Source organism: Stenotrophomonas sp. YJH_SMC_110, from assembly GCF_059369255.1.
In genome coordinates, this window is the sequence record NZ_JCAFSM010000005.1 from 252,198 (window position 1) to 271,363 (window position 19,166).

Consider the following 19,166-nt stretch of genomic DNA (forward strand, 5'->3'; position numbering starts at 1 on the left):
CAAAATATCTCTTGTCCTGTGCCAGTGTATCCCACCCTGGCCACCCTGCATTGGAGGTGCCCGCATGCCCCTTGCCGCTGCCGACTGGCCCGTCGCCCAGTCCGTTGAACAGATCGCCGCCAACCTGGTCACGGTGCGCCAACGCATCGCCGATGCCTGCGCCCGCGTCGGCCGCGACCCGGCCAGCGTGCGCCTGCTGCCGGTCAGCAAGACCGTCGATGACGCCCGCATCCGCATGGCGGTGGCCGCCGGTTGCCGCGAGCTGGGCGAGAACAAGGTGCAGGAGGCGCAACGCAAGGCCGAGACGATGGCCGATCTTGGCGTGCACTGGTCGGTGATCGGGCATCTGCAGACCAACAAGGCGCGCTACGTGGCGCGCTTCGCCAGCGAGTTCCAGGCGCTGGACAGCCTGCGCGTGGCCGAAGCACTGCAGCAGCGCCTGCAGCTGGAAGACCGCACGCTGGATGTGTTCGTGCAGGTCAACACCTCCGCCGAACCCAGCAAGTACGGCTTGGAACCCGCTGCCGTCGAGGCCTTTGTGCAGCAGCTTCCAGCGTTCGATCGCCTGCGCGTGCGCGGCCTGATGACGCTGGCCATCTTCACCCCGGAGGTCGAGCGCGTGCGTGCCTGCTTCGTGCGCCTGCGCGAACTGCGCGACCAGGTGCAGCGCACTGCACCTCCCGTCATCGACCTTTCGCAGTTGTCGATGGGCATGTCCGGAGACTTCGAAGTGGCGATCGAGGAAGGTGCCACCGTGGTCCGCGTCGGGCAGGCCATCTTCGGCGCACGCGCCACCCCGGACAGTTTCTACTGGCCCAGCAATGGAGCCTCCGCATGAAGCACGCGGTCGTCCTGCAACACGTCGCCTTTGAAGACCTCGGCACCCTGCAGCCACTGCTGTCGGCACAGGGCTGGCAGCTGCAGGTGCTGCAGGCCGGTGTCGACACCCTCGATCCGGCCGAAACCGCCGACCTGCTGGTCGTGCTGGGCGGCCCGGTCAGCGTCAACGATGTTGATCGCTATCCCTTCCTCAACGACAGCATCGCGTTGTTGCAACGTCGGCTGCAGCAGCAACGGCCCACGCTGGGCATCTGCCTCGGCGCGCAGCTGATGGCGCGCGCACTCGGTGCCGACGTCGCCGCCAGTGGCGGCAAGGAGATCGGCTTTGCGCCGCTGCTGCTCACCGATGACGGCCAGCGCTCACCACTGCAGGCCCTGCAGGGCATTCCGGTACTGCATTGGCATGGTGAGGCGTTCGAACTCCCGGCCGGTGCACGACGCCTGGCCAGCACGCCGGCCTGCCGCCACCAGGCCTTCGCCATGGGCAGCCATGCGTTGGCCCTGCAATGCCACCCGGAACTGGATGCCCGCCAGTTCGAACGCTGGCTGATCGGCCACACCCTGGAGCTGGCGCAGGCCGGCATCGATCCGAACGATCTTCGCGCCCAGGCACGCCGTTACGGTGCACCGCTGGCGGCGGCGGCCACCGCGATGTTCGACCATTGGCTGCAGGAGCTGCCGGAGACACCGCAATGAACTACCGATTGCAGATCCACCGCGATGGCGCCCACTGGGGCCACTTCGACTGCAGCGGCCCCGATGCCATGCAACGCATGGACACCATCGCCGCGCAGCTGCCTGCCGAACAGGGCTTCCAGCTGAAACGGCAGAAAGGTGTCGGCGAAGAGCGCATCCTGTCCAGCAATGCCGACGGCCTGCGCGTACTGGCTTCGCAGATCCAGTACCGCGACATCTGACGATCGTCACGGTAGTGCCGGCCGCTGGCCGGCACCCGAATCTGCCGGCCAGCGGCCGGCACTACCAAGGCTGTTCGCCCGCGTGCGAAGCTTCACGCATGCTGACCCTGCAACGCGGCAGCCACCACGGGCTGCTGGTCGCCCCGCGCTGGCCCTCCACCCGTATCCAGCTGGAAGAAGAGGTACTGCAACGCCTGCTGGATGCGCAGGCAATGCTGCCTGCCGGGCTGCGACTGCTGCTCACGCGCGGCTTCGAACCCAGCCACAGCTGGCTCGGCAGCTTCCGTCGTGGCGTGCGTTGGCTCGGTATCGCGTTGTTCCGGGCCTGCTATCCGCAACGCCATGATGAGGCCGATGCCATCTTCGGCGCCAACGGCCACGACATCGATGGCCGTCATACCGATGTCTCGCTGGTACTGCACGGCAAGCGGCTACGGCTGCTGCCCGTGGGCGTATTCACCCCGCCACGCTGGCAGGATCGTCGCGTCGCCCGCCATGCCGAAGCGGTCGCGCGGGTGAAGCGCAGCCTGCAGCGCTGCGGCTTCGAGCTGCATCACAACCCCACCGAAGCCCTGCAGATCCACTGCGATTATCGCCCGCGCTGATCTCCCGTCCCGGGCAGGCGTGTCACACGCATCGATAGATGCAAATGATTCTCTTTTGCTGTAAGGTGCAGCCGTTGCCCTTGCCGCCGCGGGCTGTTCCCTTTCCCAGTTGTCGCCCGCCCCGTGTCCACGCCTGTCGAACCGACGGATGTCGCGCAGCTGTGCGCGGCCCATTACCGGCCGCTGCACGCCCATGTCCGCCGTAAACTCCCGCAACGCAGCGACGCCGATGACGTCGTCCAGGAAACCTGGCTGCGTGTCATCAAGGTCGCCACCAGCGGCCTGCTGCGCAACGGCCGCGCCTACCTGTACCGCGTCGCCCACAATCTGATCGCCGATCACTACCGGCAACGCCAGCGCCGTCGTGAGGAAGCGCTGGATGACGTCCAACTGCACGCCCTCGCCGATCCTGCACCGCTGCCGGAGCAGCACCTGCTGGACGCCGAACAGCTGCGCCATCTCGACGCGATCATCGCCGCGCTGCCACCGCGCTCGCGCCAGGTATTCCTGCTGGCCCGGGTGGAGCAGATGGCACTGGCCGAGATCGGCCGCCGGCTCGGCATCAGCCGGCAGACCGCGCACGGCCATCTGCTGCGTGCGCTGGTGGCGCTGCAGCAGGTACCCGGCGCATGAGCCCGGAGGCGATCGCGCGCGAGGCCGCACGTTGGTGGCTGGACGGCCACGACGGCGGTCGCGACGAGCGTGCCTTCAACCAGTGGTACTACGCCGATTGCCGCCACGCCGCGCAGTACCAGCACCTGCAGGCGCTCTGGCAGGCCGGTGATGCCACGCCCAGCCTGCAGCGGCATCAGCGCAAGCGGCAGCGCCGGCACCTGCGCGACGCCAGCACTGCCGTGCTGCTGCTTTGCGCCTTGGGCCTGTATACCCGCCAGGCCGCACCACCGGCCGCGCAGGTGATGCGCACGGCGACAGGCGAGATCCGTGAAGAAGTACTGCCGGACGGCTCGCACGTGCTGCTGTCACCCGGAAGCGAAGTCCATGTCCGCATCGATGCACAGCGCCGCCAGCTGCAGCTGCAGCACGGCCAAGCCTGGTTCAAGGTAGCCGCCGATGCGCAGCATCCGTTCCAGGTGCATACGACGCACGGCATGGTCACCGCGCTCGGCACGGCCTTCGACCTTGCCGTGCACGACAACGACAGCGTGGTCACCGTCACCGAGCATCGCGTCCGTGTGGACAGCGGCACCCGCAGTGAGCAGGCCATCGAAGGGCAGCAGCTGCGCTTCGATGGCCAGGCACCGATCATCGGCCTGGCCGCCAGCCACAGTGCCCTGGCCTGGCGCGAGCGTCGCCTGCATTGGGTCTCCACGCCCTTGGCCGAGGTCACCCAGGGCCTGGATCGCTGGCATGGCGGCCACACCTGGATCATCGGCGCACACCTGCGCCAGCAGCCGGTCACCCTGCTCGGCAGTGCAGACGGCGCGGCGCGCAGCCGCGACCAGCTGGCCACGCAGCTGCATGTACGCGTGCTCCGTCTGGGCGCGGGCGTGCAGGTGTGGCTGCCGCCACGCAGGGAACATCGCGATGCACCCTGACATCGGCCCTGCCACTGCGTCTACCCAGGATGACGACGCGCTGCGTCAGCCCCTGGAGCTCCCGATGCTGTTTCACCGTCCCCTTGTCCTCGCCCTGTCACTGGCCTGCGCCAGTCCGCTTCCGTTGTTACCTGCCAGCGCACACGCGCAGGCCACCTCCCGCCACTTCGATCTTCCTGCGCAACCGCTGGCCAGCGCGCTGGATGCCTACAGCCGGCTGACCGGTGTCGATCTGGTGATCGGCGCGGCATTGCCAGGCGGCCAGACGGCGCCGGCACTACGCGGACGGTTCGACGACGCGCAGGCCCTGTCGCGCCTGCTGGCCGGTAGCGGCCTGCGCCCCCGTTTCATCGACGCGCGCCGCGCCACCCTGGAACCGGCGCCGGCCGACCCCTCCGATGGCAGCCGTCGAACCGGCCCGCTGCGCGTACAGGGCGATATCGCACACGGCCATTCCCCCGGTGCAGGCGCCAGCCAGTATGTCCCGGCGGCCCGCGATGGCTTTGCGCCCGCCGTCGGCAGCGAGCGCGTGGCGATGGCCGAACGCCAGGACGGCAACAGCCTGCTGCGTTCGATGCCCGGCACCCACACTTTCCACTCGCGCAGCCAGCCCGGCCTGCAGGTCAACATCCGCGGCATGACCGGCGCCGGGCGGGTCAACACCATGATCGATGGTGTCACCCAGACCTTCCGCAACAACGCGGGCCATGGCTCCGGTGGTCCGTTCGCCTACGTCGACCCATTCCTGCTGGCCGGTGTGGACGTGCAACGCGGTGCGGTCGCCGGTGGTGATGGTGCCGGCACGCTGGCCGGCAGTGCCAATTTCCGCACGCTGGACATCGACGACCTGCTCGGCGAAGGCCGTGACTGGGGCCTGCGTGCGGGCTATCGCCATGGCAGCAACGGCTATGGCAGCGGCCGCACCTTCGCCGGCGCATGGCGCCACAGCGAGGACGGCGGTGACCGCCAGTTCGGCCTGCTGGCCGCTGCCAGCAGCAGTCGCAGCGGCGAGTACGCCACGGCACGCGGGCAGAAGAACAATGCCGACCCCGGCAGCCAGCAGCCCAGCAGCTGGCTGTTGAAAGCACGCCTGCAGCCCAGTGACCAGCATCGGCTGGACCTGAGCCACATGCGCTACGAAAACGACTTCTACCACAACTACCCGTGGCAGATTTCCGCACGCAACCAGCGCGCCAGCTACCACTACACGCCCTACACGCCGTGGATCGACCTGCGCGCGACCTTCGCCGGCAACAAGACCCGGCTGTTCTATCCACCCGTGGAGGATTCCAGCTACATCGGCCGCCGCACCCACAGCAGCCTGAGCAGCTGGACGCTCGACAACACCAGCCGCTTCGATATCGGTGCACTGCAGGCACGCTGGAACACCGGCATCAAGCACCAGTCGGACGTCTACGTGGCCGACACCCCCATCCTGCGCGGCGCCAACCCCCAGGGCCGCAGCCAGCTGGACAGCGTGTTCAGCACGCTGGAACTGCAGTACGACATCTACGCGCTGACTGCAGGCCTGCGCCAGGATCGCTATGGCATCCGCGGCCACGTCCCGGTGTGCTCGGATGTGCCCGGCCAGTGCGCCGAGATCAACGGCGGCGGCATCGACGTGCGCCGTACCCAGCGCGCACTCAGCCCCAGCCTGGCGGTCTCGTGGCAGGCCACCGACTGGCTGCAACTGTTCGCCGAAGCCTCGCGCACTTCCCGCCCGCCGCGCGTGCAGGAGATGTTCTTCGAGAAGATCCCTCTGGAAGGCATGAGCGACGCCGACGGCGTGGGTGCCAACCCGTTCCTGCGCCGTGAGCGCTCGCGCAACCTGCAGTTCGGCGCCAACCTCAGCGCCTCCTCGCTGCTGACCGACGGTGACCTCGCGCAGCTGCGCGTCACCCGCTTCGACAACCGCATACGCGACTACATCAAGCCGCAGTACCTGCTGATCGTGCACCCGCCGGAGGTGGGGCCTTTCGTGGTACCGATCGACAGCGATCAGCAGCTCACTGCCTGGACCGATGCCCTGGACGTGGACGACTTCAGCACCACCACGCGCTGGATGAACCACCCAGGCGTGGTGCGCATGCGCGGTATCGAGCTGGAAGCGCACTACGCCAGCGCGCACTACCACGCCACGCTGAGCTGGACCCGCTCGCGCACCAGTGCGCCTGCCATCGAATTCGTCAACCTGGAAGACATCACCGCCCTGCCCGACCACTTCTGGACGTTGGATGTCGGCGGCCGCTGGTGGCAGCAGCGCGTGCAGGCCGGCCTGCGCGCCGAATACTCCGGGCCCACCGAAGAAGGCTACGACTTCTTCCAGACCCGCAGGACCGGCGGTACCGGTGTACTGCTCGACTTCTACGCCAGCTTCAAGCCCCAGCCCAACACCACGCTGTGGCTGAACATCGAAAACCTGCAGAACAAGGCCTATGACAACAATGCCTCGATCGACAGCATCTTCAGCCCGATCCTGGACCGCGGCAACGGCCGTGGCCGCACCGTCTCGATGGGCGTCAATGTGGCGTTCTAGCCGTCGCTGGCTGCCGCTGTGCCTGCTCGCACTGGCCGCAATCGCCAGCGCGCAGCCGATGCCCGGCACGGTGATCGACCTGGCCAGCGGGCAGCGCCTGGACGAAGCCGCGTTCGTGAAGCGTGCAGCGAACGCCCCGCGGCTGCTGCTGGGCGAACGCCACGACCTGGCCGGTGACCACGCCGCCCAGCGCTGGCTGCTGCACGCGCTGCAACGGCAGCGTCCACAAGGTGCGCTGGTGATGGAGATGATCGCCAGTGAACGCCAACCGCGCCTGCAGCGGGTGCAGCGCTGGCTGGCCAAGGGCAACCATGCCGATGGTGCGCACCTGCAGGCGCTGCTGGGCTGGGATACACGCTGGCCGTGGGCCACCTATGGCGGGCTGGTACAGGACGCCACCGCCGCCGGCATCCCCCTGTTCGGCGGCAACCTGTCGCGTGCCGAGGTCAATGCGTTGCTTGCCTCCAACACGTCGGTGCGGTTTCCGATGCCCACCGCCCGGCAACGCCTGTCGGCCGTGGTGCTGGCCCAGCACGCAGACGCCGCACCGATGCTGGAAGGGATGCTGGCCGTGCAACAGGCCCGCGACACCCGCATGGCACAGGCACTGACCGCAGCCCCTGCACCCGCGCTGCTGGTGGCCGGCCGCTGGCATGTACTGCGCGGCACCGGCGTGCCGGGCTACCTGCCACCGGAGGTACCGGCACTGGTGATCGCGCTTGCGTCACCCGACGAAGGCGTCGATGCGGCCGACGCCGATCTGCTGTGGGTGCCGGGCGATGTGTGAACGCGGCCAACACTGGCAGGCGATTGCCATCAGCATCGGCCTGCACCTGTTGCCCTTGCTGCTGTTGGTGCACTGGATGGCCGCGCCACCGTTGCTGCCGCCGCCTGAGCAGGATGTGCGCATCAGCCTGCGCCTGCTGGCACCGGCTACGCCTCCCCAGCCGGTCGAAGAGCGCCTGGCCGACACCCCCAGCCAGGCGCAGCAGGCGCGCGCGTCGCAACCGGCGAAGTCGCCCCCTCCGCCAAAGCCCACCGCCGCGCGCGAGGGCGAGGTGGTCGCCAGCGAGCTCGGTGGCCCTGGCCGGCAAGCCCTGCCGGTCGCCCCGCCTGCGGCCGTGACCGATGCGAGTCCCGCACCGGCATCGATCACGGCCGCGCCGCCCGCTCCCGACGCACCACCGGCGGACTTCCAGGCCGGCGCCGCCAGCGACCAGTGGGAAGCCCGCCTGATGGCGTGGCTGGAGCGTTATCGCTACTACCCCGCCGTCGCGCGCTCGCGCCGGCAGCAGGGAACGACCTGGGTCAGGGCCAGCATCGATCGCGAGGGACGCCTGCAGGCCCTGCGGCTGGAGCAGTCCAGCGGCCAACCGATGCTCGACGACGCCGCACTGCAGACGTTCCGCCGCGCGCAGCCGCTGCCGCCCATTCCCATGGAAATGAAGGCACCGCAGGAACTGGTGGTGCCGGTGGAGTACTACCTGCGCTAGGCGGCGTAGGCCTCCGCCTCGATCTCGAACAGCATGCCGTCCAGCGCCAGCCGTGGCACAGGAATCAGGGTGCAGGTCGGCGCTGCGCCATTCGGCCAACGCCGCCGTACCTGCCGGGCGATGATGCCCAGCCGGTCCTCGTCGTGGTCGACCACCAGGATGCGCAACCGCGCGACATCGGCCAGGCTGGCCTGCGCCGAACGCAATGCGATCTGCAGGTTGTCCAGTGCCTGCTCGACCTGTTCCCCGAAGCCGGGGGAGAGATGACCATCGGCATCCTCACCGCCCTGCCCGGCGATATGGATCACCCGGGCGGGAAGGCGCACCACCGCAACGTGCGAGTAGCCGTTGGCCGAGGGGTCGTAAAGCCCCGCAGGATTGAACAGCTCCAGCAGGCCGTGACTGAGGTCCGGGGTGGTCAACAGGTTCATGCCGCATGCCTCGTGGGGGATGCGAGGCAGTCTGCGACCTCAACCAGAGTTGAGGTCAAACCGAGCCGCTGCAACAGTCCGGTCCGCCATGCGCAACGATCGTGCCCACGTGTAGAGCCGAGCGCACGCTCGGCTGCTCAGCGCGAATGGCAGCCGAGCATGGGGCTCGGCTCTACCGTTCACGGCTCACGTCCACGCCGGGTCTGCCGTGAAATCAATGGTCAGCCAGAACGTGCTGCCCCGAGCATCCAGCCGCACCGCGATCTCGTCACGCATCGCATCGACCTCACCCACCGAGCCCAAGGGCGTCGCCGGATCGGCCAGTACGTGGATCTCGATGAAGCGCATCCGCCCCATCTTCGCCACATGGCTGGTGAAACCGGCATAGCCACGCTCGGCCACGAACGCCTGCATCACCTGCTGCACGCGCCGGTCCAGATCATCCGGCGCCACCTGCAGCACTTCGCGCATGGCCTTCCACGCGCTGCGCGCCGGCACCGGCAGCATCGCCAGGCTGATCAATGCCAGCACGATCGAATCCAGGTACGGCACCCAATGGTGCCACTCACCACCGTGCAGGACCAGCGCCAACACGAAGGCCAGCACCACTGCCAGGCTCATCAACCCGCCCAGCAGCCAGCCACGCACATCCAGCCATAACAGCGCCGAGCGCAGATGCCGCGCCCGCTGCGCAACGAACGCCGCCATCGCCAGGTTGCTGGCACTCAGCAGCGCCGCCCACCACAGCGCGGGCCCGAATTTCACTTCGTGCCCGCCCGTGGTCAGGCCGATCACCGCGTTGGCCAGCGCATACACGCAGGCCAGCGACAGGATCACACCACCCAGCGCTTCGACCATCGGCTCCAGGTGCCAGTAGCCATACTGGAAGCGCGGGCTTTGTTCCCGCGCCACCAGCCGCAGCACCGACAACGACACCAGGGTCAGGGCGACGTCGACCAGGCTGTACACGCCGTCGAACAGGATGGCCTGCGATCCCACCAGCAGGCCACCGCCGAAGCCGACCGCGCTCACCGCAAGGGTGACCCCGATCGAGAACGTCAGGATGCGTTGCTCGCGCGCGGTATCCATCGTTCGCCGATGAGCCGACCGTTACGGGTCAGGCCTTCAGCACCTCCACCTTGTACGAGACCGCATCACCCTCCTGCTCGATGATGAGCCCGTGCACGTCCGATTCGAAGCCCGGGAAACGGGCGTTCTGCTCGCGGGCGATGCGCAGCGACTGGATGATCGGCTCGTCGCTGTCGCCGAAGCGCTCGCCCGGCATGATGGTCGGGATGCCCGGCGGGTACGGCACCAGCATGGTCGCCGCGATGCGGCCACTGATCTGCTCGATGTCGACCCGCTCGATCTCGCCCTTGACCAGGTGGTTGTAGGCATCGGCCGGGGTCATCACCGGCGTCGGCAGGTCCACGTACATCTCGCGCATCACCTTGGCCACGGCAAATTCCTGGTTGAACGCATGCAGCGCGTCGCACAGGTCACGCAGGCCCCAGCCGGCGTAGGCATTCGGATAATCGGCGGCCAGCGTCGGCAGTGCCTGGCTCAGCGGCGCATTGCGGTCGTACAGTTCCTTGAACGCCATCAGCTCGGTGACCAGGGTGCTCCACTTGCCCTTGGTGATGCCCATCGAGAACAGGAACAGCACCGAGTACAGGTTGGTCTTTTCCACGGTGATGCCGCGGCCCCACAGGAACTTGCTCAGCACCGCCGCCGGGATGCCCAGCCTGCCCATGCTGCCGTCCATTGCCAGGCCCGGGGTCAGCAGGGTCACCTTGATCGGATCGATCAACACATAGTCGTCAACCAGGTTCTCGAAGCCGTGCCAGTGCGCGTCCGGCCGCAGGTACCACTCCTCGCGCTTGGCCACCAGCGGTGCCGGCGTATCGCCCTTGTCCAGGCTGCGCTCGACCTGGGTTGGCTGCCACACGCTGAACCACCAGTCGTCGCGACCGAGATCATCGCGGACGTGCAGCATCGCGCGGCGGAAGGCAATTGCCTCGTCATGCATTTCCTGCACCAGCGAGCGCCCGGCATCGCCTTCCATCATCTTCGAGGCCACGTCACAGGCGGCAATCACCCCGTAGTGCGGGCTGGTCGAGGTGTGCATCATGAACGACTCATTGAAGCGCTCGGCATCAAGGTTGCGTTGCGCCGAGTTGCGGACGTGGATCATCGACGCCTGCGAGAACGCAGCCAGCAGCTTGTGGGTGGAATGCGTGGTGAAAATGATCGCATCCTGCTCACGCGGCTTGCCCTTGGCCATGCCGTAGTGGTTCTCGTAGAACGGATGGAACGCGGCGTAGGCGTACCACGCTTCGTCGAAGTGCAGGAAATCGACCGCGCTGCCGATCTCGTCGGCGATCTTCTCGGCGTTGTAGCACAGGCCGTCATAGGTCGAGTTGGTGACCACCGCGATGCGCGGCTTGGAACCGGCCTTGTACGCCTGGCTGGCCAGCGGGTTGGCCGCGATGCGCTGCTGCAGCGACTCCGGCGTGAACTGGTCCAGGCTGATCGGGCCGATGATCCCGTGCGCGTTGCGACTGGGCGTGAAGTACACCGGCACCGCACCCGTCATGATCAGCGCGTGCAGCAGCGACTTGTGGCAGTTGCGGTCAACGAACACCACGTCGCCGCGGGCCACCGTGCCATGCCAGACGATCTTGTTGGCGGTGGAGGTGCCATTGGTGACGAAGAAGGTGTGGTCGGCACCGAAGTTGCGTGCCGCCTCGTTCTCGGCATCCTTGATCGGGCCGGTGTGATCGAGCAGCGAGCCCAGCTCCGGCACCGAGATCGACAGATCGCTGCGCAGGGTGTTCTCGCCATAGAACTGATGGAATGCGCGGCCGACCGGCGACTTGGTGAATGCCACGCCGCCTGCATGGCCCGGCGTATGCCAGGAATAGTTCGACTCGGCCGCATGATGGATCAGCGCCTTGAAGAAAGGCGGCAGCAGGTTCTTCATGTAGTCTTCGGCCGCGCGCATCACCTGCCGCGAGATGAAGCTCTTGGTGTCTTCGAACAGGAAGATGAAACCGTGGATGTACTTGAGCAGCTTGCTCGGCACCTTCTCGATGGTGCGGCGCTCGCCGTACAGGAACACCGGCAGATTGGCACGGCGCGCGCTCTGCTCGCGCAGGAAGGCGGTCAGGCGCTGGAACTCGCCATCCACCTCTTCGCTGCCATCGATCGAGATCAGCACCGCCGAGGCCGCCACGTAGGTGCGGGCACCGGCCCGGGCGTCATCCAGGTTCAGCCCGCACAGCACGCGCTGGTCGTTGCTGCGCAGCTCTTCCACCAGCGCACGGATCAGGATGCCACCGATGCGCGGCGACTCGTAGTCGTTGTCGATGACAATGACCGGGTAGTCCAGGGACTTGAAGTACACGTTGATTCTCCTTGTCGAACTCAGGAATGCCGGGCGCCGGCGCTGATCGCCGAGGCCTCGCGGGCGCGCTGCCGCTGCTGGCGGCGCTCCTCGCTGAAGAAGGGATAGAACACGGTGATGAACAGCACGAACAGGAAGGCGTACTGCACGATGGTCCCCGACGAGCCGTAGATCGCCCACAGGCAGTACACGACGGTCAGGCTGGTCAGCGTCCAGAACGCACCGGTGTGGACCAGGGTGTGCGAACGCTCGACCACGAAGTAGCACGCCACGCACGAGTAGATGTAGGGCAGCAGGGTCAGCACCACGGCCGCCGACGTGATCACGTCGAACTGGGCCGACGCGGTTTCCGAGGTGGAGGTCACCAGCACCGCCAGGGTCATCAGCACCGCCACGATCAGCACGCCCTTGACCGGCACGTCGTCCTTGTTGGTCTTGCTGAAGATGCTCGGGAACAGGCCGTCATCCGACGCTGCCTTGGCACTCTGCGCGGTCAGCAGGATCCAGCCACCCAGCGAGCCGGCGGCACCGATGAAGGCGCACAGGCTGACCAGCGCGCCGCCCCAGCCACCGACCGCCTTGGCCGCCGCCAGCGCGAACGGTGCGTCGGACACCTGCAGTTCCGCGTTCGGCACCATGCCCATGATCACCGACGAACTGGCGATGTAGGCGATGGCAGCCAGGAACACGCCGGCCAGCGTCGCGCGGGCGACGTTCTTCTCCGGATTTTCGACCACACCGGCAGTCACCGATGCAGACTCGACGCCGATGAAGGCCCACAGGGTCAGTGCCGCGGCGCTCGAGATCGCACCGAAGTTCGACTCGCCAGACACGTTGTAGGCGCCCTTGAAGATGTCGGCATCGAAGAAGAACCAGCCGAAAATGGCGATGCCCAGGATCGGCACCAACGCAAAGCTGGTGGTGACCGTCTGCACGCGGCTGACGAAGGCCGGACCGATCACGTTGGCAAAGCTCAGTGCCCACACCAGCACCAGCACCGCGATGCAACGCACCAGCGGCTCGGACAGGATCGGGAAGAAATAGCTGAAATAGCCCACCGCCGCGATCGGGATGGCGACGTTGCCGATCCAGTTGGCGAACCAGTAGATGGTGTTGGTCTGGAAGCCCATGTACGGCCCGAACCAGTCGCGCGCGTAGGCATAGGGACCGCCCGCCTTGGGTGCGAGCTTGCCCAGCTTGGCGAACACGAAGGCCAGCAGCAGCGCACCGGCGGTGGTGATCAGCCAGCCCCAGATCGAGGCGGTACCGATCTTGGCCAGGCTGGACGGCAACAGGAACACGCCTGAGCCCATCATGTTGCCGGCGACGAGGAAGGTGGCTCCGACCACCCCGATTTTCTTTGCTTCTGCCATGACGATCTCCGGTACTGGCATGAGCCCGGCAGCACCGGGCGTGGGGACGGTTACGCTGGCGTACGACCGCTGGCGTCTATTTGATGAAGTTGTATTGCAGGCTGCCCTGCACCCGGACCGTGTCGCCGCGTGCGCCGCCCTGCTGTTCCAGCCGGCCGTACAGCAGCTCCATGCCCATCGTCCAGGACGGCGCCGGGCTCCAGATCAGGTTGAACACGCCGTAGCGGCTCTGCCGGAATGCATCAGCGGCGAGTGCGGCGTTGCGCTCCAGGGTCAGCTGGCCAAAGATCAGGTTGGAGCGCCACAGCGCGGACCAGTAATGGGTGTAGCCGACGAAACCGCCGTGCAGGTCCAACGCGGCGAGGCGGCCGTCGGCACCGACCACTGCGTCCAGTCCGGAGCCGGTCAGGTCGGCGGTGTAGCGACTGAGGCCGCGCCCGCCGAGTACGCCGAACAGCAGCAGGTCGCGCTCGCCCACTGACGCCGAGCCGCTCAGCTGCAGGCCACCGGCCATGCGCCGGTCGCGCTCGCCATCGCCGTCGTAGGCCAGGCTGCGTGCCACCGCGCCCAGCTGCAGGTGGCCCCAGTCGCGCTCCAGGCGCGCGGTCACGGTCACATCGGGCAGGCGGTTGACTGCCGTGCGAGCATCGCTGGCGCCGGCGAGTTCAGTCTTCGGGTCTTCAGCAGCGACGGTCAGGGTGTTGCCCTTGCCTATCGCAAAACTGTGGTGGATGCCCGCCACCAGCAGGTATCCGGCGCCGCCCGGCCCGGCGAAGTCAAGCGTATCGGGCAGGCTGTCCGGGTCCATGAAGCTGGAATAGCCATAGCCGGCATAGGTGTTGCCAAGCTGTCCATAGGCGTGTCGCAGGCGGAACTCATACCCCTCACTGCTGCCGAAGAAATCGTTCTCCAGGTAGAAACGCAGGTTGCCGTGCGTGGTCGGGCGCCGCGCCTCGAAGCTGAAGCGGGTCTGCTTGGCATGGATGTTGAAATTGGAGACATCGCGATGGCTGCCACCCACCGGCATCGACGACGGAATGAACTGATCTTCGTCACCGGCCGCACGCGAATCGGCAATCGCATCGAGCTTGGCGTAGCCGCCGATGCGGATCACCGTATCGGTGCCGGGAATGGTGAAGAAGCCTTTCAGATCGGGGTCGGTCGGACCGGCTGCGCTGTCGGGACGCGACGCCGCCGTTGAGGGATCGGCCACCGATTCGCGCTGCGGCAGCACCGGTTGCGCCACGCCCGGCACCTGGGTCGGGTGCAGCATGCTGGCGCTGCCGCCCGCCGTTGCTGCCGGGGTCGGGGCCTGCGCCACGGCGGCAGGCGCTGAGCCCTCGCGCTGCTCAAGCCGATCCAGGCGCTGCTGCATGCCTTCCAATGCCTGGCGCATGGCAGCGATTTCCTGCCGCAACGCCTGCGCATCTTCCTGGCCATGCTGCTGCGCATACGCTGGCGCGATCGCCAGTGCGGTCGAACAGGCCAGACTCAGTACAGCCAAGCGCATTGCATCCTCCCTGGACAAACACTCGCAGCGCGCTGGCCGGATACAGGCGCACAGTGCCCTGGCCTCGCGTTGCCGTTGCTGGAAATGCGGATACTGCGTTGACGACACCGGCCAGCCTGCATCCGACAGGCAACAGGACGATGACACTGCCCTGCCCGCACCGGTGTCGAGTCCATCAAGGCCGCGCTGCCAGAGAGGTGGCGACCGCAGCGGTCTGGGTAACAATCGGGGAGTGAGAGTGTCGTGAATGGCTGTGCCGACCGCCCTGGTTCAAGGCATGTCTGGCGCGGCATCCATGGCGCGTTGACGCTGTATTCCATGCGTCAACAGGCTAATCCGCCTGTCGTTTTTGACCTTGATTGGAATCAAGGCGCGATGCTTGATGTCAGTCACGATTCAGATGTGACGACGAACAGCTGCTGCGCAGCCCTGCTGCCCTCTCCGCCCGCCGCAGGAGCGCCGAAATGCAACAGGCCCGCATGCTGCCATGCGGGCCTGTCGGTTACATCACGACGTTGGCGGCGATCAGCGCGGACCCAGCACCGTCTGCAGGTCGGCGCCCTGCGGCAGGCCCGCGCGACGCTGCACCTGCCCCTGTGCATCCTGGAACAGGATGCCCGGCGTGCCCTGGAAGCCCATCTCGATCATCAGGACCTGGTTGGCATCAAGCTTGCCTGCGATCTCGCGACTGATGCTCGGTAGCGCCTTGATGCCGCCACGGTCGAACTGGTGCTCATTCTCCAGCAGCGCCGCGCTCGGATCACGCGCCGCGAGGATGGCGGCGGCCTTGGCCGGGCTGTCCTCGCGGATCACGCCGACCATGATGTGGCGCAACTGCACCTTGCCGGCGTCAACCCACGGACGCGCCGCTTCCCAGAACTTGTGGCAGTACGGGCAGTTGGCATCGCTGAAGGTATAGACCACACGCGGTGCATCGGCCTTGCCGTCACGCACCCAGGCGCTGGCTTCCAGCTTGGTCCACATCTTGGCCGACATCGGTGCAGCGACCAGCTTCTCCACCGCCTCGGCGGCCACATCGTTGCCTTCGGCATCGAACAGGCTGCCCACCAGCACATGCTTGCCGTCGGCGGTCACGTACGCGGCGGCGGGCTGCTGCCCCCCCACCACGCCGGCGAAGCCACGCAGGCCACCCGGTGCATCAAACTCGGCAACGACTTCGAAGCCGTGCTTCTCGATGCCTTTCAGCACTGCGGGACGGTCACCCTTGGCCGCGGTGGCCGGAGCGCCGGCGGCCGGCGCTGCCGCCGTCTTGCCCGGCGGGGTCTGGGCCTGGCTGCAGGCGGCCAATGCCAGCATGACCGGCAGCAACAGCACCGCCGGAGCGATGCGCAGGGAAGTCGACAACATGGGAACTCCGTAATGAGATGCCCGCGCAGGCTACCGCAGCCGGCGCAGTTTGTGTTCAAGACCCGCGGCCGTCAGTTCGCCAAGGTGCAGTTCACGCAGGCGACCTTCGGCGTCGAAGAACAGCGTCGACGGATAGGCCTGCACACCCAGCACGGTTGACGCCGAGGCGGTATCGTCCAGCAGTACATTGCCCAGCCGGAGCTGCTCGGATGCGATGAAACCCTTCACTTCGTCCAGGGTTTCCCCCTGGTTGAGGAACACGAACTGCACGTCGGTGTGGGTCTGCTGTGCGGATGCCAGCACCGGCATCTCGCGCCGGCAGGGCCCACACCAGCTGGCCCAGAGATTCAGCACCAGTGGCTTGCCCCGGAACTGCTGCAGGTCGATCACGCGCCCCTGCAGATCGGCCACCTGCACCGCCGGCAGCGGCATCCGCTGCTCCTGCCAAGCTGACAGCAGGTGGCTGCCCACCACCCACGACACCACGCCCACCAGTGCGCCCGCCAGCACCGGCGCACGCAACGCGCGCCAGAGCCGCAGCCGCCAGGTGCCCCACGCCAGGCCCGCAGCCAGCACGACTGCAAGGTGATACCCACCGTCGGCGATCTGCAGGATGCTCCACGGGGCCTCACGGTAAAGCGCGAAGTTCAAGGCGACGAAGCTGATGCGTCCGCACAGCAGGCCGATCAGCAACATGTCCAGAACCAGGCTGGCCGCGGAAGGCACTGCCATCCCGTCTTTCCGACGCGGCCACAGGCGTGCTACCGCCATGGCCAGCAGCACGCACATCAGGATCAACACCACCGGCATCGGCACCGGTCCTACACTCGACATCAGCCCACCTGCCCCATCATCCGTTGCCTGCATGGTCGAAGCGTCGCGCCCAGGTTGCAAGCGCGACGCCTACCGCAGGCATCAGGCCACGCTGCGCGGCATCTGCATGCCGGGCGCCGGTTGCAGCCCACGCAGGCTGCCCGCCACCGATGACAACAGCGGCCGCTCGCGCCGCTTGTTGTTGACCAACCGGCGATAGTTGGCCGGCGTCATTCCAACAATGCGCAGGAACAGGCGACGGAATGCGCTCTGGTCGGCATAGCCCACGCCCCAGGCCACTTCATCGATACCCGCCCCCTGCTGCAACAGCGTCTGCGCCTTGGCGATACGCAACCGCTGGCAATACTCGATCGGGCGCAGGCCGGTGGCCTTCAGGAAGCGCCGCTGCAGGGTGCGCGGCTCCAGCCCGGAAATCTCACAGATCGCACCGAGCGTGGCGCCTCGCGCAGCGGTGGTATGCAGCCAGCGTTGCGCCTTCAGTACGTCGCGATCGCCGTGGGCGAAGTTGGCACTGAAACGCTCGAGATCCTGCTGGATCGCCGCCGGAACCGTGATCCCCAGCTGCTGCGCCACGGAACTCGCCACCCCCTGGCCGTGCAGCCGGTACAGCAGGCGCAGGGCGAGGAAGCGCCAGGCCTGGGAACCGGCCACCGTCAGCAGGTCGCCGTCATCGACCAGCGCGCGCTCGCTGGGTACCCAGCTGGCCGACTGCCCCTGCAGGCCCGGATGGCGCCCGAGATCCGGACCACTGACGGTGCGCCCAGCCAGCAGACCGGCGCGTGCCAGCATGCTGACACCGTCGCTGGCGGCAGCCAGCAGACTGCCACCGTCGTAATGCGCGCGCAGCCAATCCAGCAGCACCTCATCGGCGCGCAGGCAGACGCCCTGGCTGATCTGGCCAGGCACGGCGATCACGGCGGGGATGTCCGCCTCGAGCATCTCCGCGCCGGCAATGCGATGCACGCCGGTCTGGCTGGCCGGCACGATCCAGCGGGTCACCAGGACACGCTTGAACGGACGGCGCTGCTGCTGGGCAAGCCGGTTGGCGACATGTGCCATCTCGGTCAGCACGGAGGCGGCCGACGGGTCGCCTCCCGGGTATTCGACCACCGCGACCTCGACGAATCCTTCGTTCCTGAATCCTTCCACAGACCATCTCCTCGGTTCGTTGCAGGCCGTCCAGCGGCCGGTTCAGGCGCAGGGTAGGAACTGCCACGACGGTGGGGCTATGAAGAAAGTTGCAAAGTGCGCTGAATGCGCCGTCAGCGACGAGACCTTGACCCTGGACCAGACTCAAGGCTTCACAATGAGCGGCAGCATCCGCAGGAATCCGCCATGAACATTGGTCAACTGGCACGCCGGGCCGGCGTGCCGATCGATACGGTGCGCTACTACGAACGCCAGCAGTTGCTGCCCACGGCGGCACGCTCGGCCGGGGGCTACCGCATCTTCGGTGAGCAGGACCTGCGCCGGCTGCGCTTCATCCGCCGCGCCAAGACGCTGGGCTTCAGCCTGGAAGAAATCGCCGAACTGCTGGCGCTCAGTGACCGCCACTCACAGGACATGGGCAGTGTGCGCGACACGGCGCAGGCCCGGCTGCAGGACATTGCACAACGCATGGCCGAACTGCAGCGCATGCACACCGCGCTTTCTCAGCTGGTCGACGCCTGCCCCGGCCACGGCACGCTGGATCAGTGCCCGATCCTGGCGGCGCTGACCGACGACGCGGCATAGCAACGCGCGTGAAGAAAAGTGCAACAAATGCTTGCCAACCCCCGGGGGCAAGGCTATTATTTCGCTCCTCAGCGACGTGGGGCCATAGCTCAGCTGGGAGAGCGCCTGCATGGCATGCAGGAGGTCAGCGGTTCGATCCCGCTTGGCTCCACCAATCTTTCGGCATTAGGCCGTCGAAAGGTCGCTAAAGAACATTGATGAGAATTGCGTCCCCATCGTCTAGAGGCCTAGGACATCACCCTTTCACGGTGGCGACCGGGGTTCGAATCCCCGTGGGGACGCCACTCATCACGAACAACGAGGACCCGGCCGATAACCGGGTCTTTTTTGTTCACCGCCTACCGGCATTCAGGTTGTGGCGTTGCGGTTCCCCTGCCCTCGTGGCGATGGTCGAACCGGAACGAAAAAAGTTCAAAAAAAACTTCCACAAACTTGAACACGCAGGTATGATAGGCGGCTCGGTAACACGGGGCCATAGCTCAGCTGGGAGAGCGCCTGCATGGCATGCAGGAGGTCAGCGGTTCGATCCCGCTTGGCTCCACCACTTTCGACATTAGGCCGTC

At 66.9% G+C, this 19,166-nt stretch carries 18 protein-coding genes and 3 tRNA genes; 13 read left to right on the top strand and 8 right to left on the bottom strand.

The annotated features are described in order from the left end of the window. Positions 1 to 64: 64 nt before the first annotated feature. The 9 genes from AC5P6H_RS12005 (at position 65) to AC5P6H_RS12045 (ending at position 7,947) form a co-directional block, all read left to right on the top strand. On the top strand, positions 65 to 838 hold the full coding sequence (locus AC5P6H_RS12005; protein ID WP_126412513.1) for a YggS family pyridoxal phosphate-dependent enzyme: 774 nt from the start codon (positions 65 to 67) through the stop codon (positions 836 to 838). Beyond that, the gene (locus AC5P6H_RS12010; protein WP_126412515.1) at positions 835 to 1,536 is read left to right on the top strand and encodes a glutamine amidotransferase; all 702 of its coding nucleotides are present in this window, start codon (positions 835 to 837) and stop codon (positions 1,534 to 1,536) included. Before AC5P6H_RS12005 ends, AC5P6H_RS12010 begins: the two co-directional genes overlap by 4 nt. Then, the gene (locus tag AC5P6H_RS12015; protein WP_014647516.1) at positions 1,533 to 1,757 is read left to right on the top strand and encodes a hypothetical protein; all 225 of its coding nucleotides are present in this window, start codon (positions 1,533 to 1,535) and stop codon (positions 1,755 to 1,757) included. Before AC5P6H_RS12010 ends, AC5P6H_RS12015 begins: the two co-directional genes overlap by 4 nt. A gap of 98 nt (positions 1,758 to 1,855) precedes the next feature. Next, a complete protein-coding gene (locus AC5P6H_RS12020; RefSeq protein ID WP_478405968.1) occupies positions 1,856 to 2,362 on the top strand; it encodes a hypothetical protein in 507 nt (168 codons plus the stop codon). 123 nt (positions 2,363 to 2,485) lie between these two features. Next, the gene (locus AC5P6H_RS12025) at positions 2,486 to 2,995 is read left to right on the top strand and encodes an RNA polymerase sigma factor (protein WP_126412519.1); all 510 of its coding nucleotides are present in this window, start codon (positions 2,486 to 2,488) and stop codon (positions 2,993 to 2,995) included. Next, a complete protein-coding gene (locus AC5P6H_RS12030; RefSeq protein ID WP_262093136.1) occupies positions 2,992 to 3,918 on the top strand; it encodes a FecR family protein in 927 nt (308 codons plus the stop codon). The genes AC5P6H_RS12025 and AC5P6H_RS12030 overlap by 4 nt, the downstream gene beginning before the upstream one ends. Positions 3,919 to 3,982: 64 nt before the next feature. Continuing rightward, positions 3,983 to 6,454 carry a TonB-dependent receptor gene (locus tag AC5P6H_RS12035; RefSeq protein ID WP_478405969.1) on the top strand — a complete coding sequence of 824 codons (2,472 nt, stop codon included), beginning with the start codon at positions 3,983 to 3,985 and terminating at the stop codon, positions 6,452 to 6,454. Beyond that, a complete protein-coding gene (locus AC5P6H_RS12040) occupies positions 6,441 to 7,241 on the top strand; it encodes a ChaN family lipoprotein (RefSeq protein ID WP_495202674.1) in 801 nt (266 codons plus the stop codon). The genes AC5P6H_RS12035 and AC5P6H_RS12040 overlap by 14 nt, the downstream gene beginning before the upstream one ends. Beyond that, positions 7,234 to 7,947, top strand: a complete 714-nt coding sequence (locus AC5P6H_RS12045) for an energy transducer TonB family protein (protein ID WP_495202675.1) — start codon at positions 7,234 to 7,236, stop codon at positions 7,945 to 7,947. The genes AC5P6H_RS12040 and AC5P6H_RS12045 overlap by 8 nt, the downstream gene beginning before the upstream one ends. Here AC5P6H_RS12045 and AC5P6H_RS12050 read toward each other — a convergent pair. From AC5P6H_RS12050 to AC5P6H_RS12085, 8 genes are all read right to left on the bottom strand, one after another. Further along, complete coding sequence (locus AC5P6H_RS12050) at positions 7,944 to 8,378, bottom strand: RidA family protein (protein ID WP_014647523.1); 435 nt, start codon at positions 8,376 to 8,378, stop codon at positions 7,944 to 7,946. The two genes, AC5P6H_RS12045 and AC5P6H_RS12050, sit on opposite strands and share 4 nt — an antisense overlap. A gap of 186 nt (positions 8,379 to 8,564) precedes the next feature. Continuing rightward, positions 8,565 to 9,467, bottom strand: coding sequence for a cation diffusion facilitator family transporter (locus AC5P6H_RS12055; RefSeq protein ID WP_014647524.1), 903 nt, complete (start codon positions 9,465 to 9,467; stop codon positions 8,565 to 8,567). Between the two features lie 28 nt (positions 9,468 to 9,495). After that, the gene (locus AC5P6H_RS12060; protein WP_049440967.1) at positions 9,496 to 11,784 is read right to left on the bottom strand and encodes an Orn/Lys/Arg family decarboxylase; all 2,289 of its coding nucleotides are present in this window, start codon (positions 11,782 to 11,784) and stop codon (positions 9,496 to 9,498) included. Between the two features lie 20 nt (positions 11,785 to 11,804). Then, complete coding sequence (adiC, locus tag AC5P6H_RS12065; protein ID WP_021204506.1) at positions 11,805 to 13,157, bottom strand: arginine/agmatine antiporter; 1,353 nt, start codon at positions 13,155 to 13,157, stop codon at positions 11,805 to 11,807. 76 nt (positions 13,158 to 13,233) lie between these two features. Next, positions 13,234 to 14,667 (bottom strand): DcaP family trimeric outer membrane transporter, encoded by a 1,434-nt coding sequence (locus AC5P6H_RS12070; RefSeq protein WP_014647527.1) that lies wholly within the window; start codon positions 14,665 to 14,667, stop codon positions 13,234 to 13,236. Between the two features lie 525 nt (positions 14,668 to 15,192). After that, positions 15,193 to 16,035 (bottom strand): thiol:disulfide interchange protein DsbG, encoded by an 843-nt coding sequence (dsbG, locus tag AC5P6H_RS12075; RefSeq protein ID WP_032957294.1) that lies wholly within the window; start codon positions 16,033 to 16,035, stop codon positions 15,193 to 15,195. Between the two features lie 30 nt (positions 16,036 to 16,065). After that, entirely contained in the window at positions 16,066 to 16,869 is an 804-nt protein-coding gene (locus tag AC5P6H_RS12080; protein ID WP_032957295.1) for a redoxin family protein, read from the bottom strand. Between the two features lie 81 nt (positions 16,870 to 16,950). After that, on the bottom strand, positions 16,951 to 18,018 hold the full coding sequence (locus tag AC5P6H_RS12085) for a GlxA family transcriptional regulator (protein ID WP_032957296.1): 1,068 nt from the start codon (positions 18,016 to 18,018) through the stop codon (positions 16,951 to 16,953). Positions 18,019 to 18,204: 186 nt separating this feature from the next. Between AC5P6H_RS12085 and AC5P6H_RS12090 the strand changes: the two genes are divergently transcribed. The 4 genes from AC5P6H_RS12090 to AC5P6H_RS12105 all read left to right on the top strand — a co-directional run bounded on the left by AC5P6H_RS12090 (position 18,205) and on the right by AC5P6H_RS12105 (position 19,147). After that, positions 18,205 to 18,603 carry a heavy metal-responsive transcriptional regulator gene (locus AC5P6H_RS12090; RefSeq protein WP_014647531.1) on the top strand — a complete coding sequence of 133 codons (399 nt, stop codon included), beginning with the start codon at positions 18,205 to 18,207 and terminating at the stop codon, positions 18,601 to 18,603. Between the two features lie 78 nt (positions 18,604 to 18,681). Beyond that, positions 18,682 to 18,757, top strand: a tRNA-Ala gene (locus AC5P6H_RS12095). A gap of 54 nt (positions 18,758 to 18,811) precedes the next feature. Further along, positions 18,812 to 18,887, top strand: a tRNA-Glu gene (locus AC5P6H_RS12100). A gap of 184 nt (positions 18,888 to 19,071) precedes the next feature. Then, a tRNA-Ala gene (locus AC5P6H_RS12105) sits at positions 19,072 to 19,147 on the top strand. Positions 19,148 to 19,166 lie beyond the last annotated feature (19 nt).

Coding starts and splice junctions, on each gene's coding strand:
- AC5P6H_RS12040 (WP_495202674.1), top strand. CDS start 6,441: ATGTGGCGTTCTAGCCGTCGCTGGCTGCCGCTGTGCCTGCTCGCACTG.
- AC5P6H_RS12080 (WP_032957295.1), bottom strand. CDS start 16,869: ATGTCGAGTGTAGGACCGGTGCCGATGCCGGTGGTGTTGATCCTGATG.
- AC5P6H_RS12030 (WP_262093136.1), top strand. CDS start 2,992: ATGAGCCCGGAGGCGATCGCGCGCGAGGCCGCACGTTGGTGGCTGGAC.
- AC5P6H_RS12070 (WP_014647527.1), bottom strand. CDS start 14,667: ATGCGCTTGGCTGTACTGAGTCTGGCCTGTTCGACCGCACTGGCGATC.
- AC5P6H_RS12055 (WP_014647524.1), bottom strand. CDS start 9,467: ATGGATACCGCGCGCGAGCAACGCATCCTGACGTTCTCGATCGGGGTC.
- adiC (WP_021204506.1), bottom strand. CDS start 13,157: ATGGCAGAAGCAAAGAAAATCGGGGTGGTCGGAGCCACCTTCCTCGTC.
- AC5P6H_RS12015 (WP_014647516.1), top strand. CDS start 1,533: ATGAACTACCGATTGCAGATCCACCGCGATGGCGCCCACTGGGGCCAC.
- AC5P6H_RS12035 (WP_478405969.1), top strand. CDS start 3,983: ATGCTGTTTCACCGTCCCCTTGTCCTCGCCCTGTCACTGGCCTGCGCC.
- AC5P6H_RS12005 (WP_126412513.1), top strand. CDS start 65: ATGCCCCTTGCCGCTGCCGACTGGCCCGTCGCCCAGTCCGTTGAACAG.
- AC5P6H_RS12050 (WP_014647523.1), bottom strand. CDS start 8,378: ATGAACCTGTTGACCACCCCGGACCTCAGTCACGGCCTGCTGGAGCTG.
- AC5P6H_RS12010 (WP_126412515.1), top strand. CDS start 835: ATGAAGCACGCGGTCGTCCTGCAACACGTCGCCTTTGAAGACCTCGGC.
- AC5P6H_RS12090 (WP_014647531.1), top strand. CDS start 18,205: ATGAACATTGGTCAACTGGCACGCCGGGCCGGCGTGCCGATCGATACG.
- AC5P6H_RS12020 (WP_478405968.1), top strand. CDS start 1,856: ATGCTGACCCTGCAACGCGGCAGCCACCACGGGCTGCTGGTCGCCCCG.
- AC5P6H_RS12045 (WP_495202675.1), top strand. CDS start 7,234: ATGTGTGAACGCGGCCAACACTGGCAGGCGATTGCCATCAGCATCGGC.
- dsbG (WP_032957294.1), bottom strand. CDS start 16,035: ATGTTGTCGACTTCCCTGCGCATCGCTCCGGCGGTGCTGTTGCTGCCG.